At 38.2% G+C, this 14,402-nt stretch carries 12 protein-coding genes; 6 read left to right on the forward strand and 6 right to left on the reverse strand.

What is annotated here, in order from left to right; all coding sequences use genetic code 11:
* Window positions 1-310: 310 nt before the first annotated feature.
* Window positions 311-1,819 carry an arylsulfatase gene (locus HRT55_RS03135; protein ID WP_291618772.1) on the reverse strand — a complete coding sequence of 503 codons (1,509 nt, stop codon included), beginning with the start codon at window positions 1,817-1,819 and terminating at the stop codon, window positions 311-313.
* A gap of 266 nt (window positions 1,820-2,085) precedes the next feature.
* Between HRT55_RS03135 and HRT55_RS03140 the strand changes: the two genes are divergently transcribed.
* Complete coding sequence (locus HRT55_RS03140; RefSeq protein ID WP_291618773.1) at window positions 2,086-3,792, forward strand: alkaline phosphatase family protein; 1,707 nt, start codon at window positions 2,086-2,088, stop codon at window positions 3,790-3,792.
* A gap of 162 nt (window positions 3,793-3,954) precedes the next feature.
* Here the strand turns inward: HRT55_RS03140 and HRT55_RS03145 are convergent, their stop codons facing one another.
* A complete protein-coding gene (locus HRT55_RS03145) occupies window positions 3,955-4,941 on the reverse strand; it encodes a calcium/sodium antiporter (protein WP_291618774.1) in 987 nt (328 codons plus the stop codon).
* 264 nt (window positions 4,942-5,205) lie between these two features.
* Here HRT55_RS03145 and HRT55_RS03150 point away from each other — a divergent pair, with 264 nt between their 5' ends.
* The 5 genes from HRT55_RS03150 (at window position 5,206) to HRT55_RS03170 (ending at window position 10,832) form a co-directional block, all read left to right on the forward strand.
* Entirely contained in the window at window positions 5,206-7,017 is a 1,812-nt protein-coding gene (locus HRT55_RS03150) for an ABC transporter ATP-binding protein/permease (RefSeq protein ID WP_291618775.1), read from the forward strand.
* A 64-nt stretch (window positions 7,018-7,081) separates the two neighbouring features.
* Entirely contained in the window at window positions 7,082-7,696 is a 615-nt protein-coding gene (locus HRT55_RS03155; RefSeq protein ID WP_291618776.1) for a DUF1415 domain-containing protein, read from the forward strand.
* Window positions 7,697-8,271: 575 nt separating this feature from the next.
* Window positions 8,272-8,958 (forward strand): LysE family translocator, encoded by a 687-nt coding sequence (locus tag HRT55_RS03160; RefSeq protein ID WP_291618777.1) that lies wholly within the window; start codon window positions 8,272-8,274, stop codon window positions 8,956-8,958.
* Between the two features lie 133 nt (window positions 8,959-9,091).
* Entirely contained in the window at window positions 9,092-9,934 is an 843-nt protein-coding gene (locus HRT55_RS03165; RefSeq protein ID WP_291618778.1) for a hypothetical protein, read from the forward strand.
* A gap of 25 nt (window positions 9,935-9,959) precedes the next feature.
* Window positions 9,960-10,832: a glucosaminidase domain-containing protein gene (locus HRT55_RS03170; protein WP_291618780.1), complete on the forward strand. Its 873-nt coding sequence runs from the start codon at window positions 9,960-9,962 to the stop codon at window positions 10,830-10,832.
* Window positions 10,833-10,971: 139 nt separating this feature from the next.
* Here HRT55_RS03170 and ttcA read toward each other — a convergent pair whose 3' ends face one another.
* The 4 genes from ttcA to HRT55_RS03190 all read right to left on the reverse strand — a co-directional run.
* Entirely contained in the window at window positions 10,972-11,916 is a 945-nt protein-coding gene (gene ttcA / locus HRT55_RS03175) for a tRNA 2-thiocytidine(32) synthetase TtcA (RefSeq protein ID WP_291616779.1), read from the reverse strand.
* 298 nt (window positions 11,917-12,214) lie between these two features.
* The gene (locus tag HRT55_RS03180) at window positions 12,215-13,357 is read right to left on the reverse strand and encodes a lipase family protein (RefSeq protein ID WP_291618782.1); all 1,143 of its coding nucleotides are present in this window, start codon (window positions 13,355-13,357) and stop codon (window positions 12,215-12,217) included.
* A 23-nt stretch (window positions 13,358-13,380) separates the two neighbouring features.
* On the reverse strand, window positions 13,381-13,905 hold the full coding sequence (locus HRT55_RS03185) for a DUF6795 domain-containing protein (RefSeq protein ID WP_291618783.1): 525 nt from the start codon (window positions 13,903-13,905) through the stop codon (window positions 13,381-13,383).
* 253 nt (window positions 13,906-14,158) lie between these two features.
* Window positions 14,159-14,402, reverse strand: a 244-nt coding sequence (locus HRT55_RS03190) for a hypothetical protein (protein ID WP_291618784.1), incomplete at its 5' end; no start/stop codon positions are given.

Genomic DNA, 14,402 nt, shown 5'->3' on the forward strand with positions numbered 1-14,402 from the left:
CAGGTAACACGGAGATGTTTTTATCAAAAAACATGTTTGAAATCAAAGAAACATTTCTTACCTTAGGGCAGTCAATTAACAGCCATAAGGTAAGAAAGTTAACGAGTAAATAAAGCTTAATTAACGGCTAAATAAAGTGTAATTAAAAGAGTAAATCAAAAATGTAACTTTGACTTTTTTTACCTTTGCTTTGACTTTAAAGGAACGTAAAGCCAACAAAAATGAATTTGCTGGCTCTATTATTTAGTGTCTTACGTTGTTAAGTTTATGCTTAACTTGTTAACACTGTTTGTTGTTTATGGCGCAATGTTTATGGCACGAAACTACCCGGTTTTTGACGCTGTGGAAACTCTTTAAAGGTTGCTTTAAATTCAGCTACTTTATACATCGACGGGGCAATGAGGAACATATGTTCAGCAAACCATCGAGCGTAATCGTTAGAGTCATGCTCCATGCGCTCTAATGGATCCATTCTCAAATTAAAGATCTTCGGAGCACGTAGAACAGTCCAGGGATTTTGCCATACATTCAAACCATGAGATTTCTGCTCACGAAAAACAAACTTATAATCACCATCACGGATGGCAACAACCTCACCAGTATCAGAGGAGTAAATAAACTCCTTGCGAGGACCTTTTTTAGAGGTATCTAAAAAATGCGGTAAAAAGTTGTAACCATCAAGATGTACTTTGTATTTAGTGCCATCAAAGGTCCAGCCTTTTTTAAGTTTTGATTTTACATTGTTATCGCCGACTGCCGCCATTATAGTAGGCATCCAATCTTGCGTAGAAATGATTTCATTTGATACCTGGTTAGGTTTAATTTTCCCCGGCCATTTTACCATCATAGGAACGCGGTAGCCGCCTTCCCAATTGGTGTTTTTCTCGCCTCTAAATTGTGTGTAACCGCCATCAGGCCATAACATTAATTCAGCACCGTTATCCGTGGTATACATAACGATAGTATTATCAGCGATACCTAAAGTATCTAGCTTGTCTAATAATTGACCGACGTGGCCATCATGCTCAGTCATCCCATCAGCATATAAACCTTGGCCAGTAATACCTTCAGATGCTGGTTTTAAACGCGTCCAAATGTGCATACGAGTTGAGTTAAACCAAACAAAGAAAGGTTTTTTAGCAGCATGGGCCTTATCGATGAATTTTAGCGAAGCCGCTAAAAACTCTTCATCAATGGTTTCCATACGTTTTTTAGTTACCGGGCCAGTATCAGTAATTTTACCATCGGCAAATGAATGAATAGCACCGCGTGGGCCAAAACGTTTTTTAAAGGCTGCATCTTTTGGGTAATCAGGATGCTCTGGCTCATCTTCAGCATTTAAGTGATATAGGTTACCAAAAAACTCATCGAAACCATGGTTGGTCGGTAGATGTTCATCTTGGTCACCTAAATGGTTTTTACCAAACTGTCCTGTCATGTAACCATGAGCTTTCAACAGTTTTGCAATTGTTGGATCTTTTTTGTTCAAACCTTCTTTGGCACCGGGTAAACCAACTTTAGTTAAACCGGTACGCATAGGATGTTGCCCAGTAATGAAACCGGCACGTCCTGCAGTACAACTTTGATCGCCGTATGAGTCAGTAAATAAAATACCTTCGTTAGCTATTCGGTCAATGTTGGGGGTTTTATAACCCATCATGCCGCGATTATAAGCACTAATATTGAAGGTACCAATATCATCGCCCCAGATTGCGAGAATATTAGGTTTTGATGTGTCGGTTGTTGCTATTGCTGCACTTGACGCCGCAATTAATCCCAAACCTAAAACCAGTTTCTTCAACTTGTTTTGAGTTGCCATGTTCTTTCCTTATCACGGTGGAGGTACATATTGTTCCGTATATGCGTGGTAACAATATGAGAATTATTATCACCATCGATATTACACAACTAACTTGATAAATCTAGCTTTTTTGATTTATAAATAGAATTTAAAGGAAGTATTAAAAAATGTAAAAAAACATTGGATTTCAAGCAGGTCTTGGTCTATTTAATAGCTGATAATTACCACTATATTCGCTATTATCAGCTAAGTTAAGCTTCACAAATTATAAAGGGTTAGTAAAAATGCATAGACAAAAAAAAGCAATGTTATGGTTACGAAGCGCTGCTAGTGCCTGCTTATTGTTATCACTAAATTTGTATGCAGCGGAAAAACCAAAATTGGTTCTGCAAATTACCGTTGATCAACTGCGTGGTGATATGCCTGAACGCTATTTAGCACGAATGGGTAAGGGCGGTTTCAAATACCTATTAAATGAAGGAGCGGTCTATAAAGATGCCCATCATAATCACGCGAATACTGAAACCATAGTGGGTCATGCAACACTTGCTACCGGCGCATTGCCAGCGGTACACGGCATGATTGGTAATGTTTGGTTTGATGATAAATTACAGCGCCTTGTTTATAACGTTGAAGACTCAAGCTATCCACTACTATCAGCTAATGCTGGGGTAAATCAAAAAACAGAACTTGATCCCACGCAACGTACGGCAAAATCTTCAGGCCGATCACCAAGCAATATTCAAGTCTCAACCTTTAGTGATGAGTTAATGATTGCCTCAAATGGTAAAGCTAAGGTTTTTGGTGTATCAGTCAAAGACCGTGGCGCTATTTCCATGGCTGGCCATATGGGCAAGGCGTTCTGGTTTTCTAAAAAGTCAGGAGAGTTTGTTACCAGTAGTTATTACTATGATAACTATCCAGAGTGGGTTTTAAATTGGAATGCCGCTAAGCCAACTGAAAAATACCATCAAGCAAGTTGGCAGCTGATGCAAGCTAAACAAAACTATGTCTTTGCTAAACAAGATGAGCAACCGTGGGAAACTAAACTGCCAGGTTTTGGCCGCACTTTTCCCCACCAATATGGTGATTTGAGTAATGGCTATTTCAATACCTTTTTAACCTTAAGTCCTGCCGGGGATGAGCTAACTCTCGACTTTGCCAAAGCTATAGTGAATAACGAGCAGTTAGGACAAGATGATATTACTGATTATTTGTCGGTGAGCTTTTCGTCAACAGATTATGTAAGTCATATGTTTGGTCCGTCAAGTTTAGAAGCTGAAGATAATATGCTCCGGCTTGATAAAACCATTGCTAAGCTCTTAAGCTTTATTGATAAAAAAGTAGGTTTGGATAATACCCTGATAGTGTTATCTGCCGATCACGGCGCTGCTGAGGCACCAGCATATTTATCAACACTTGGTATGAAAACTAAGGTAGTTGCGCCTAAAACATGGGATAAATCGCCAGGCATGAAAGCCCTTAAAAGACAGTTTGGTTTTGATAAGGCACTCATTAAAAGTTATTTTCATCCCTATATCTACCTAGATAGAGACTTAATAGCTAGACGTAAGTTATCACTCAAGCAAGTGCAAAAAGCAGTTGCTATGGAGGTCGAAAAGTTTGATGGTGTCGCCCTTGCTGTTACGAGTAGTGATATAGAATCAGGTAATACGCCACAAAACTATTTACATACTTTAGTGGTTAATAATCACAGTAAAAACCGCTCTGGTGATATTTACATTGTTCTTGAAGCACATCGATTTGTTGCCGATATGGAAGGGCTAACGGTCGCTACTACTCATGGTTCACCTTGGGGTTATGATACCTTTGTGCCGCTAATTTTTGCCGGTTTTAATATTGATGATGACATTGTTTATGACCGAGTTAGCACCACAGATATAGCTGTGACATTATCGGCAATACTGGGTATAAAGGCGCCGTCAGGAGCCCAAGGGAAAATACTGAGTAAGGTACTTGATACCGATTGATAGTTCTTACTAGCATCAGGAAAGTTAGTCAATGAACTCGCCTATTACTAGTCAGGTAACTAGCCAGTAAGCTAATCGGAAGGCTAATCAGAAAGCAAAGCAATAAGCCAATCAATGACAGGCATTATTGTTATTTGTTACTGCGTTTCCTTATTGCCTTCCTTACTGATAGATAGCCAAGACAGTATAAACAACATAAATAAGCAGTAATAATGATGCCGTTATTCTGCTTATTTTTTCTTTGGGAACAAGCCAAAAGGTTATGGCGAGTAGCGCCGCCGCTAAGACATTGAATAACACTGCTTGGTTTAGCGAGAAGTCTAACGGCACCGGTTGAATAGTCGCGGTAATACCTAAGGTGAAGAAGACATTAAATATATTTGAACCAATGATATTTCCTAAGATAAGTGCTGTGCTTTTGCTACGCAGGGCAACTAAACTGGCAATTAATTCCGGTATTGACGTGCCAGGTCCAACAATCAACAATCCTATTAAGCGATTTGATAAGCCAAACAACTGAGCAATTTTTTCTGCCGAGCTAACGATTAATTCCCCCCCTAACACTAAACCAATTAATCCGGCGATAATGTAGAAAAAGGCCTTAGAGGTGGAAGAGCTGTTATCACTTTTCAGCGCTTGATGATGATGTTTATGCAGCGGTTGCTTATGGGGAGCACCTTGTTTGACTTCCAATAAGGTGTAATAAACATAAATACAAAAAAAGCATAAGAAAATTAATGCATGGCTCATCATGATCTGATGATAGTTTATATGGTCTAAAAACAGCTGGTTGCCACAGACCGCTATCATCAGTGCGGCAATTAAATTATATGGAGCATCTTTAATTCTGACATCGCTATTAATAACTAATTGGCCAGATAAACCGAGTAAACCTAACGTTACACAAGTATTAAATAAGTTACTGCCTAAAATATTAGCGATAGCTAGCTCGGTATTACCTTCAAGGGCGGCTTGAATATTAACGGCAAATTCTGGCAGCGAGGTACCAAAGCCAATAATAAAAGCGCCAATAATAAACTCAGGAATGGCAAAGCGTTTGGCAATGCTTATTGCACCCGAAACAAGGATCTTTGCTGAATAAACAGCTAATATAATGGCGACAATTAACACACCGGCTTGCATTAACATTTCTATTCCTTAGAAATTTAGATAGACGTTTTTGACCTTAGCTGCAACTGACTCGAAGTTTAAAGGTAAAGAGTTTTTAATAGTTTGAATTCTAAGGAAGAAAGGCCTTGTAATGCAAGATATATTACACAAAAATTAGGTTATATTGCCTTTGTCTTTTATCATAGTGTTTCTTTGATAGTCTTTTCATTTATAAGCTTTTCACTGATCAGTTTTTTACCCATAAGTTTTTTATTTATAAGCTTTTTACTCATAAGGTAAGCTATGCGCCCCTCTAGTTATCCCGACCAAGAAGTCAGATCTATCAACTGGCAAGCTTTTAAACTGATTTTACCTTATTTATTTGAGTATAAAAAACGCATCGCTTTCGCTATGTTGTGTCTAGTATTCACTAAAATTGCCAGCGTTTATTTACCTTTTATCCTTAAAGATATCGTTGATACCTTAGATGCTAATAGTGCCGACAAACAAAACTCGGCACTGGTAATTGTACCTTTAGCCTTAGTGGCCGCTTATGGTTTAGTGCGTTTGTCGATAGTGGTTTTGGCCGAGATAAGAGATACCTTATTTGGCCGGGTTACAGAACGCGCTATTCGACGTATAGGCTTAAAAGTATTTCGGCACCTACATGCCCTTGATTTAGATTTTCATTTAAATAGACAAACCGGTGGCTTGTCCCGAGATATCGACCGTGGCACTTCCGGTATCAACTTTTTAATGCGCTTTATGGTCTTTAATATTGTACCGACCTTACTTGAAATAGTTATGGTAGTGACCATTTTATTTGTCAATTACGGCATATGGTTTGCGTTAATTACCTTAACGTCGATTGTTAGTTATATTGCCTATTCCATTTTTGCCACTGAGAAGCGTACCCGTTATGTGCGTGCGGCCAATCAAGCAGATTCATCAAGCAATACCCGCGCTATTGATAGTTTACTGAATTACGAAACGGTAAAATATTTTACCAATGAAGAATATGAAGCCCAGGCTTACGATGAGCAGTTATCGACTTGGGAGCAGGCTAAAATAAAAAACCGTTTATCTTTATTTGCCCTTAACGGTGGCCAAGCATTGATTATAGCCATTGCCATGACAGCTATGCTGGCGTTAGCTGCCAGCGAAGTCGCCAAAGGTAATATGACCCTTGGTGACTTTGTGCTTATCAATGCCTTTATGATGCAGTTATTTATGCCACTAAATTTCTTAGGCTTTGTTTATCGTGAGATCAAAGGCTCGTTGGCTAATATAGAAAATTTGTTTGGCTTATTGGCTAAAACAGCCAAGGTGCAAGACGTTCCAGATGCTACAGAATTACGTTTGGCAGGGCCGGGCGATAATAGTCAAAATCAGGCCAGTATCGTCTTTAATAATATTACTTTTGCTTATAATAAAAAGCGCCCGATCATCAAGGGCATATCTTTTTCGATAAAGGCCGGTGAAAAAGTTGCCGTGGTTGGCCAAAGTGGCTCGGGTAAATCAACCTTAGTGAAGTTATTGTTTCGTTTCTATGATGTTGACTCGGGTGATATTCAAATTAACCAGCAAGATATTAGTAAAGTGAGCCAACATTCACTACGTACTCATATTGGTATTGTCCCGCAAGATACCGTACTTTTTAACGATACCTTATTTAATAATGTGCAATACGGCTGTCCAACAGCAAGTAAAGACGAGGTGTTAAAAGCCATAGAACTCGCGCATTTATCTGAATTTATCGCTAGTTTGCCCGATGGTTTAGCCACTATGGTTGGTGAGCGCGGTTTAAAACTTTCTGGCGGTGAAAAGCAGCGAGTTGCTATTGCCCGTACCATATTGAAGAATCCACAAATATTAGTTTTTGATGAAGCTACCTCGTCCCTTGATAGTCATTCAGAGCAAGCTATCTTAACGGCCATTAATGAAGTTGCTAAAAACAGAACCAGTCTTGTTATTGCTCATCGCCTGTCAACCATAGTCGATAGTGACAATATTATTGTCATGAGTCATGGTGAAATAGTAGAGCAGGGTAATCATCAACAACTACTCGCGCTGCAAGGACAATACAGTAAAATGTGGCAGTTACAGCAATCCTGAGCTAGCACTAACACTTGCACCAAAACTAAGACTATAAATAAAAGAAAAACGTAGAGTTTCCGTTATGAATAAAGAAGTTAAACAAAGCGCACAACCGAAAGCACCTGAGAAAGCACTAGCTGAGCAAGAATCAGCTGAAGTGAGCGCCACCAAACAATGGTTAGATGAAATCATTATCGGCTTAAATTTTTGTCCATTTGCTAAAAAAGAATTTGTTAATAATACCATTTGCTATCATCAGTCAGCGCTTGAGCAAGTTAAGCCAGCGCTTAAAGAATTGCTAGCGCAATGTCATTATTTGCAACAACATGACGATATTGAAACCACTTTAATCATCTATAGTGATGGCTTTCGCATTTTTTCCCGTTATCTTGATTTAGTTGATTATGCTAACGATTTATTGATTGATTCAGGCTTTGAAGGGGTATTTCAACTAGCAACCATGCACCCTGAGTACTGTTTTGCCGATGATGATTTTGATGCCGCCAGTAACTTCACTAACCGTTCTCCTTACCCTATGCTGCATATTATTCGTGAAGCGAGTATGGCAAAAGTGCTTAAGGTTTATAAAGAGCCGGAAAAGATCCCTGAAAATAATATGGCGTTAGCAGAGCAAAAGGGCAGTGATTTTTTCCAAACGGTATTAACGCGTATTCACCAAAAGCATCCACAAAAATAGCCTTTTGCTAATCAGCTATCTAAATAGGCGGATAACCAGCCCTTTATAGATAACCATTCAGTACCTTAAATTACATCTTGCTAACCCTAATGATTGATTAAAACTTATACATTGCTTAACCTGAACTCGGTTTAAGATATATTTAACTAATTGAATCTATTAGCCAAATACTTAGTGCTACCTCTAGCTTGATAGTTTTCCTTAATTCAAGGCTAATTTACGCGTCAATAGCTGGTCTATTGCAAGTGAATGTAACGCAGAAGTAAGTAAAAATAGCTGCTAGAGAAACATTTGTTAAGCCGAGCTCAGGTTACTTACTTGTTATACACATTTGAGGTTAGCGTATGAGAACCAGTTATCAGGGAAAAGAGTACCGTTTTAAGTGTTTTGAGGACTTATGGGCCTTTTATCGCAGCATATTAGTGCAACCTCCCATAAGTAAAGATTAATACCAATGCCAATTTGTAGTAGCTAATTGCTTACACAGAGGATGGAATGTTTTAGTGAGCTTAGGTCGCTTTATTTAATTTCTTAGGTAAAATGACGCACGTTTCATTAATTTTCCCCGTGGTAATATGCCTGCTTTAGAACAATTTTTACTTATCGCTATGGTACATTTTCTTGCCGTAGCAAGTCCTGGCCCCGACTTTGCCCTTATTTTAAAACAGAGCATTCGCTATAACCGACGTATTGCTATTTACACTAGTTTTGGCATTGCCGCAGGTATTATTGTGCATGTCACTTATTCCTTGGTGGGAATAGGGCTATTAATTGCTAGCGACGAGCGTTTATTTACCGCATTAAAATACATTGCCGCTAGCTATTTTTGTTATATCGCCTGGCATTGTTTAAGAGCGAAAAAGCCTGGCAACGAGTTATCAACCTCAGCAAGCAAAGATGTCAATGACAGTACGGTTTCACCGGGTGATGCTGTAACAGTCGATATGTCTACCAAGACTCCGTCGGCTAAAAGTGCTTTTCTTAATGGCTTTTTAATTAATGCGTTAAACGTCAAAGCGACGTTGTTTTTTGTTAGTTTGTTTTCAGTGGTTATTGCTCCTGAAACATTGTTGAGTATTAAAATTGCTTATGGTGCCTATCTAGTTGCCGCTACAGGGGCGTGGTTTTGCTTCCTTTCTTATATGCTTACGCAAGACAGAGTACGTTATGTCTTACAACGTAAAGGCTATATTCTTGATCGTGTTATGGGAATAATCCTATTGATACTCGCTATTCAGTTGGTGCTAAGTGATCTTCAATAAGCTGTTTTATCTGCCAACTTGCTTGCTAAGTTGCTTGTTAAATTGATCGCTAAATAGCGCTATGAGCAATCTATTGGCATTTCCAGTATAATAGAGCGCAAATGTAGTATTACAGTATTAAAAAGGGTTAGTTTTGCCAGAAAAAAATATAATGAATTCCATTGGTGGTAGTGTTGAGCGCGCAGTAAAAGGCGAATACTCAATTGATGTTAAAGCTATTTTAACGGAAGCGTGGCAGCTGACATTAAAGTCGCGGATGTCGATTAACCTAGCACTGTTTTTAGTTTTAATTTTTGGCATGATAGTGTCATTTATTGCCAGTAGCTTTTTTGGTGGAATTGAAGAAGTTTTCCAAGATGCCCAAGCCGAAGGCTCTCAAGCACTACAGCTGATCAATGTTATTGTCACTATGGCAGTATGGCCATTTATCGCCGGCATAGAAATGATGGGTGTGTACCATGCCGTTAATAAGCCAACAAACTTTAAAATGGTATTGTCTTTCTTACATCGGGGTAGTTGGGTTGCGCTTTGTGCGCTGTTAACCTCTATTCTTATTAGTATTGGCTTTCAATTGTTAATTATCCCAGGGGTGTTATTGGCCGTAATGTTGTCATTAACCATACCTTTAGTGGTAGAGAAAAAGTTAACGCCGGTACAAGCTATTATTTTATCGGTTAAAGCCTTACGTTTTAAAGTAATGCCTTTGTTAGGTATTTATTTAGTGCTAAGCATGTCATTAATCGCTCTGATAGTTCCTATCATTTTATTAGTAGAGTCGAGTTTGGCACCGATTGCTATTATGGTGTTTTTATTTGGCTTATCTTATTTAGCACCATGGTACTACAACGTTAAAGGCGTGTTGTACCGTGAAATATTTGGTGTCTTTTCTGATGAAAATACTCCAGCTCTAGACTTAACAAATCCTACGAATAAAGACGCTGGCCAGAATGGCTCAGATGATACTTTTTCTGCTTAATTTTCATCATAAACAAGGAGTTTTTATGAAAAGAACTTTATTCACTCGCTTTATATTATGTCTTGCGTTAGTTGTAGCGACACTAGCGCCCTTTACTTTTTTAGTGCCTAAGCCGGTAGTAATAGTTGCAGAGACTGAATTAGTCGTTGTAGAGGTCGAGGTACCCGTAGTTGAACCAGTAAAAGTAATTGAGCCACCGTTACATCAGGTCGATTTACCTGACTTTGCTGCTATCTATGATATTCCCACTAAAAAACGTCAGTTTTTTGCTTTTATCCGCCCGGCAATTGATGCCAAAAATACTGAGTTAGCACAAGATAGAAGTAAGCTCGAATATTGGCATGAACAAATATCATTAGGTTTAGGGCTGACAGATGAAGAGCAAATTTCACTGCAAGTGCTGATCAAGGCTTATCGTATTAATAAGGAAGCTTCAACATTGCAGCAAATCAATGATTTGTTAATGCGTGTTGATATTATTCCTACGTCGTTAGTTTTGGTGCAAGCGGCTAATGAGTCTGCTTGGGGAACATCTCGTTTTGCTCGTATAGGCTTAAACTTTTTTGGCATTTGGTGTTATAGAACCGGTTGTGGCATGGTCCCAGGTGGTCGTAACACGGGCGCTAAACATGAAGTTGCGGCGTTTCAAAGTGTCGATGCTGCGGTGTCAGGATATTTTAATAATATAAATAAGCATAATGCTTATCATATATTTAGAACAATTCGTGCCGAATTAAGGGCGCAAGATCAACCTCTTGATGCTGAAATTCTAGCAACAGGCTTATTACCTTATTCAGAGCGCGGTGCGGATTACGTGTTAGATATCACAGATATGTTACGCCATAACCAAAGTTACTTTGTTGAGCCGAGTGGCCAACAGACTGCTTTAGCGGATTAACCTAAATAGCGGTCTGATATAAGAGAACAAAAAAAAGCCCAATATCTATGATGTTGGGCTTTTTTATTAATTTATTTATTGATATTTATCAGGCGTATTTTAACCAGCAAAAGTGAGCAATAACTTAATGAAATTGGTATTACTTAACTTCAACAACATTGAGTTGCTGAGCATCATTAAGGTAGTCTTTAGTCGATAAATCTTTTGGCGTTTCAATGACAACTTCGTCAAATGCGGTATCACCACCATTTATAATGCCAGAGTTACTATCGATACTTTTAAAATCAAATAGATTACTGTCACACATATGAGATGGCACTATGTTTTGCATTGCAGTAAACATAGACTCTATTCGCCCCGGAAACTGCTCACTCCAACCATTTAACATATGTTTTATATTTTGTCTTTGCATGTTCGGCTGAGAACCACATAAGTTACATGGAATGATAGGATATTGCTTTAACTCAGCGTATTGAATAAGGTCACTTTCTTTACAAAAAGCTAATGGACGAATAACAACATGCTCACCATTGTCAGAAACAAGCTTGGCTGGCATTGCTTTCATCTTACCGCCATAAAACATATTTAGCATTAACGTTTCAATCATGTCATCTCTATGATGACCTAGCGCTATTTTAGTTGCGCCAAGGTTTTTTGCTGTTTTATATAAAATGGCTCGACGTAATCGAGAGCATAAGCTGCAAGTCGTTTTACCTTCAGGTACTTTCTCTTTAACAATGCTGTAGGTATTCTCTTCAACAATATGATACTCAATGCCAAGTTTATCTAGGTACTCTGGCAAAATATGTTCAGGGAAGCCTGGTTGTTTTTGGTCTAAATTAACGGCAATGATGTCAAAATGAATAGGAGCGGACTCTCTTAACAGCATTAAAATAGTTAACATGGCATAACTGTCTTTGCCACCTGATAGACAAACCATGACCTTATCGCCGTCTTCAATCATATTGTATTGCGCAATCGCTTGACCAACATTACGCCTAAGTTTTTTCTCTAACTTTATAAATTGCGTTTTTTGGGCAGGTGTTAGTGTGTTTTTCGGTAAGGTTAGTGCTGCTGCAGTCATGGGGTTACTTTATTGATTGAAATTAACGGCGCGAATTATAGCAGTTTGAGAAGTGTAGTGGTACAGTCATTTTTACCACCTAATTAAGTGGTCAGCACTTGTTTATGTGTAAGGTGTATTAACACAATTCAATACCGGCATGACTATTCTCTTAATACCAAGCTTTATGTCTCATAAGTTCTTTTAGGGGAAGATAAATTAACAATGGGTGTCCTAGTAATTTCTCTAGTAATTTAACAAAAATGGAAAAAGTGGCTAAATAAAGGTATTTAACCACTTAAATCATCAAATAAATAAACTACATTTCATAGCGCAATGCCGAGTCCACACTCTGGTATACCTTTCTTTCAAGGCGACCTAGTAAATCTCGGATAAAACTTTTACTAAAAATAGTTTCATGCGGGGATGGCTTTAAACCCAATACTTCCATTACTTTGTGAATAAAGTACTTTACCCATCTAGAAAGTTTCTCCGCTAAATTAATACCTTTAGCGAGTACATAAGCAAGGTGATCCAAAACGGTAAACTTATCATAGGAACCTGCAACGCTTGATATTTTCTTCACGACAAAAACAATGGCACTCTGTAACCACTGAAGGGTCTCCATAGAAAAAGTTGCACGTGTTTTTTGCATCAACCATTGTTGAATACTTAAATCACTTTTATGTGCTTGTCGATTACCCGCGAGAGTATTCCAAGCTTTTCCGTCAGCGGATAAACAATATTCGTCCATGTCGTGGTATTTGGCGCCAGGTACAATACCTGGCGAATGTAGCCAGTAATCGGTACCTGAGTCAGGAATATGCACATAAGGCCAGGTTGGGATCATCGGCACTACATCGGTTTTATGAAAAACACGATAAATACGCTTAGTTGTCATTTGAGTTGTTAAGTACGTAGAAAAATCATTTAAACCAACACGTGGGCTGCCATAGGTATAAAGATAAGTACTCTCACCACGGTTTTGTAGCCAATTGGCACATAAGGTTGCTAATGCGCCACCTAAACTATGACCAATACAATGAAAAGAGGTAGCACCTTGTTTTTTAGCGAGATTAACAAGTTCCATTAATTGCGGTTTCATACTATGAAAAGCCGCATTAAAGCCATCATGTACTGAATAACCTGATTCACTACGTGCCGGGGCTATATTAAAATTGCTTAACCAATCGGCTAATAATTTGGTGCCTCGAAAAACAATAAATGCTCTTCCTTTGTGTTGTTTATTATTACCTAAAACGACACAACCAAAGCCAGTGGATATTTTAATTCCAGCAGGGCCACCTGTTTTACCTTTAAATAAACTACTTTCAAGTAAAACGATAGCATTACCATAATTATCTTTTAATAAATTCACAGCTCTTTTTTTTGAACCAGACCGAGCAATAGGGTAAACATCACGGGCTAATTCTGAAGACAGTGTTGCGGAAATCCTTGCCATTTTAAAATCCTTTTTAGTTTATATTATTTATCTTCTTCTTCGTCTTCTTCGTCATCATCAAATCTTGAAGGATCTACTGGTGGATCAGGTTCTACATCCCACGTGCAGTGGCCATAGATTAGATTCCTACTAATTTTAATATAACTTTCTTCCTCTAAAGAGAGTTCACAGGAAACAACCAAGGGTTTACCACGCGCTTCATAATTTGCGGTACTATTCATTGTGGTGGCTTCCCAGACTAAATATTCAACATCGTCTTTATAAGCGGTGATTTTTTGATTTACCACAAATTGCATCGGTAAAAACATACCAACAATGTTACTTCTATAAATAACAGGGAAATGAAAATTTCCATTTTCATCGGTAACTGTTTCGTCATACTTTGCTTTGTTATAGTCCACCATACGTACTAGCTTAACGCCAGCCATCGGTTTACCTTCAAAATTTATTACCCCGGTCATCTCTGAAAAAAGACACTGTTTTACACTCATCGCAGTTACTCCATATGAAAACAATAATAATAAAATTGAGAGAATGTATTTATTCATCTTATTCCTACTTACTGCTTAGTCCGTTAAAATCAAGTTTACGATGATAAGGTATTGATATAAAAATAACAATCAAGTAAATCACCGTTGCTTTTTGAAATATAATTACACTGCGGCAGGCTATAATTGAACTGGTTAATAATGCTGTGAGAACGTTAATTGCTGAATTTATATTCGTGTGGGTACAGCTAAAGTTGATGATAATGTTGCAGTATTCCTTGCCATTTTAAAACTCCTTTTTTACGTTATCAGTTTAGTTATCATCGTCATAATATATTGAGGTATCTATGGGAGGATCAGGCTCTACATCCCACGTACACCGACTGACAATAACATTATTATTGATTGCAATAATAATCTCTTCTTCTAAAGAAAGTTCACAGGAAACAACTAAGGGGTTGCCACGTGCTTCGTAGTTTGCTGTAGAATCCATAGAGGCAGCTCCCCACATGAAATATTCCACATCGTCTTTATAGGCTTTAATTTCTTGTGCCACC

The organism is Colwellia sp. (genome assembly GCF_013214175.1).
In the GTDB taxonomy this organism is placed as follows: domain Bacteria; phylum Pseudomonadota; class Gammaproteobacteria; order Enterobacterales; family Alteromonadaceae; genus Colwellia.

Coding starts and splice junctions, on each gene's coding strand:
- HRT55_RS03135 (WP_291618772.1), bottom strand. CDS start 1,819: ATGGCAACTCAAAACAAGTTGAAGAAACTGGTTTTAGGTTTGGGATTA.
- HRT55_RS03140 (WP_291618773.1), top strand. CDS start 2,086: ATGCATAGACAAAAAAAAGCAATGTTATGGTTACGAAGCGCTGCTAGT.
- HRT55_RS03145 (WP_291618774.1), bottom strand. CDS start 4,941: ATGTTAATGCAAGCCGGTGTGTTAATTGTCGCCATTATATTAGCTGTT.
- HRT55_RS03150 (WP_291618775.1), top strand. CDS start 5,206: ATGCGCCCCTCTAGTTATCCCGACCAAGAAGTCAGATCTATCAACTGG.
- HRT55_RS03155 (WP_291618776.1), top strand. CDS start 7,082: ATGAATAAAGAAGTTAAACAAAGCGCACAACCGAAAGCACCTGAGAAA.
- HRT55_RS03160 (WP_291618777.1), top strand. CDS start 8,272: ATGCCTGCTTTAGAACAATTTTTACTTATCGCTATGGTACATTTTCTT.
- HRT55_RS03170 (WP_291618780.1), top strand. CDS start 9,960: ATGAAAAGAACTTTATTCACTCGCTTTATATTATGTCTTGCGTTAGTT.
- ttcA (WP_291616779.1), bottom strand. CDS start 11,916: ATGACTGCAGCAGCACTAACCTTACCGAAAAACACACTAACACCTGCC.
- HRT55_RS03180 (WP_291618782.1), bottom strand. CDS start 13,357: ATGGCAAGGATTTCCGCAACACTGTCTTCAGAATTAGCCCGTGATGTT.
- HRT55_RS03185 (WP_291618783.1), bottom strand. CDS start 13,905: ATGAATAAATACATTCTCTCAATTTTATTATTATTGTTTTCATATGGA.